The sequence below is a fragment of the Cryobacterium sp. Y62 genome (assembly GCF_002929785.1).
Lineage (GTDB): Bacteria > Actinomycetota > Actinomycetes > Actinomycetales > Microbacteriaceae > Cryobacterium.
Genome location: NZ_PJJK01000026.1, coordinates 1 through 2,286, shown reverse-complemented (window position 1 = coordinate 2,286; position 2,286 = coordinate 1). Strand labels below are relative to the sequence as shown.

General features: G+C 59.9%; 4 protein-coding genes and 1 pseudogene. 3 read left to right on the top strand and 2 right to left on the bottom strand.

Annotated elements, in window-relative coordinates:
- Positions 1-289: 289 nt before the first annotated feature.
- A complete protein-coding gene (locus tag CXY71_RS00235; RefSeq protein WP_104133742.1) occupies positions 290-544 on the top strand; it encodes a hypothetical protein in 255 nt (84 codons plus the stop codon).
- 82 nt (positions 545-626) lie between these two features.
- On the opposite strand, the gene CXY71_RS00230 is transcribed toward CXY71_RS00235, so the two are convergent.
- Positions 627-1,091 (bottom strand): hypothetical protein, encoded by a 465-nt coding sequence (locus CXY71_RS00230; RefSeq protein WP_368665838.1) that lies wholly within the window; start codon positions 1,089-1,091, stop codon positions 627-629.
- A 157-nt stretch (positions 1,092-1,248) separates the two neighbouring features.
- Positions 1,249-1,656: a helix-turn-helix domain-containing protein gene (locus tag CXY71_RS00225; protein WP_199184123.1), complete on the bottom strand. Its 408-nt coding sequence runs from the start codon at positions 1,654-1,656 to the stop codon at positions 1,249-1,251.
- Positions 1,657-1,977: 321 nt separating this feature from the next.
- Between CXY71_RS00225 and CXY71_RS22480 the strand changes: the two are divergent.
- Positions 1,978-2,121: pseudogene (locus CXY71_RS22480) on the top strand (helix-turn-helix domain-containing protein); the annotation flags it as partial.
- A gap of 9 nt (positions 2,122-2,130) precedes the next feature.
- A partial coding sequence (locus tag CXY71_RS20810; protein ID WP_233204303.1) for a helix-turn-helix domain-containing protein occupies positions 2,131-2,286 on the top strand: 156 nt, incomplete at its 3' end.

The window sequence follows — 2,286 nt, the reverse complement described above, 5'->3', positions numbered from 1 at the left end:
GATTCCTGATTCTCGCCCTACGTCACACGGCGGACTTGCTGTTAGCTACTGGCCTCACCCAACCCTGGCACGTAGGGTTCCGGGAACGGACCCAGAGCTAGCGATCGAATGGTTAGGTGTCCGGATGGACGTCCCTGCGGGAGCGGACGTCTGCCAAGCGTGTCAGCGGCCCGCAGGATGTGTTCCGAGAACGTCTGAGACTGTAGTCACTTCGTTGACGTGGTCATGTCAGATCAGGTGCGTTCCAGCACAACAAGAGTTCAGCGTCGATACCGCTCAAAGTTGACCCATGAAGTTCGTGCTCAAAGACCAGCAGTCGGCCGACTCCAGTCATAGTAATGCGCGCCATGTCGCTGTCGGGGGCCTGCAGATGAGCGGCAACCTCATCGCGGAGTTCCGCCTGCCGGCCACTCGCGAGCGAGACGGCAGCTTGGTCGAACTGCCTCAATATCAGGGTCACAAACGGGTGGTCGGCGTCAGAAGTCGCGTGTGGTGCTGCCACCGGCGCCGGCAGCCTGCGCCGGACGTGATCGACGGACCGTAGAGCTCTTGTGAGGCGGCGTGGGCATACTCCGCATGGACGTGAACCGCCGCCACCATCTGCGGGATCCCAACGACGGCGTTGGCTAGATCGGCCCCGACAGCACCCGAAGGTGTTCAGCAACGATTGCCGCGAATTTTGGACAGCCAGCTTTTTCGAGCGCTTCGGCCAGGCTCGTCACCGAGTCGCCTTTGGCGCGTCGGCTCTGCCAATAGGTGTTCTGCGTCCGAGTGACTTCCCGGACAACAAACAAGTGGCTGCTCTCTACCAGGCAGAAGAACTCGTCGGGCGTATATAGGTCATACGGCAACAGGTCCGGGTCGCCAAAGTCCTTGATGTTCATTGTGAGCAGAATGTCTGCGTGGCTGTAAACGGCCGCATTGTGAACGTGCTGATCGTCTTTGTTCCGCAGGTTTGGGGCCTCGCCACCGGTCCAGTCCTCGAGGATTTCGTCGAAGTTCTCACGAAAGACTTTTTCGCGGTTTCTGCGCAGCTCTCCGCCCGCCGAAGAATGCTTCCGTCGCCACACGCGATGCGTTTCGTCAAGCACGTCCGGAGTCGCGCTCAGACTGAACATCTTGGATTGGCTGCGCAGCAGGAAAAGCCAGTCGTAGAGGGTGCGGCTTCCCAGTACGTTGGAGTCGACGAATACGTGGTGCACGCGTTCACGCTATCGGTCCAGCGTGGACTTGGGTTTCACCCTTGTTCTACTCTGCCCCCTCGAGGCTGTCATCGAGCTCACGAAGCCTGGTGAAGGCATCCAGTCGAGCAGCACGGCGAGCCTCCGCGAGGATGGCGACGTCCGCGTGCTTGAAGCGATGATGTGCTCCTACTTTGTGCGAGGGGAGCAGGCCGTCCTGCACCAACTTCATGAGTGTAGGTCGGGATATCCCAAGAACGCTTGCGGCGGTCGTTGACGTCATCTCAGAAGGAACCGACTGCACGTTCACTGCGCCCGAAGGCAACGTTCGAATGACGAACTGCATAAGTTCGGCGAGGGTGCGGTCCAACTGAACAGTCGTGCCGTCATCCAGGGTCAACGATGCCGTGGTGATGTTGCGATCATGAGCTTGCGCGATGAAGAGTTCGGCAGAGCGGCGGACTGTTTCATCCACGAGAAGGGATCCGTTTACAAGCACATTGGGCGCCATGACAACACTTCTCTCTTCTCGACGTGGCCGCAGATCCGACTGATGGATCTGGCCCGTGGAGGCGGCGCGTGGCGCGGCCTCGTTCTTCAGCCTAGATCCTTGCAGTTATAACTGCAAGACCAAGATGGCCCGTTGGTGTCTGCCGCCACCAGGACTTAACAGCCTTCGTTGGGTCGCTGATTGCGCAGCGAACTAGCGAACTTCTCCGTCGGTCCCTGCGAACGCGAGCGTCCCGTAGGGGGTTGGCGAATTCAACCGGTCGTCGCGACACTCGATTTTTGTGAGGTGTTGTACGTGTGGTTGAAGAATGAGCTGGTGGAGAAGCGGGCGCGGTTTTGGGTGTTGATGACTCAAGGTTCGACGCTGACTGCAGCGTGCGATGCTGTCGGGGTGAATCGACGAACTGGACGGCGTTGGCGTCAAGCAACGGGTGGGCGGATCCCTCTTCCTGAGGCAGAGAGGTCGGGGCGGTACTTGTCTTTGGAGGAACGACTGCGGATCGCGGACTTGCATCTGGGTGGCACCGGCGTGCGGGCGATCGCTGCTCTGGTGGGCCGGTCTGCTGCCACGATCAGTCGAGAGCTGGCTCGAGGC

What these genes read in the sequence shown, in the direction of transcription:
- CXY71_RS00235 (WP_104133742.1), top strand. Translation starts at nt 290, where the DNA reads ATGAAGTTCGTGCTCAAAGACCAGCAGTCGGCCGACTCCAGTCATAGT.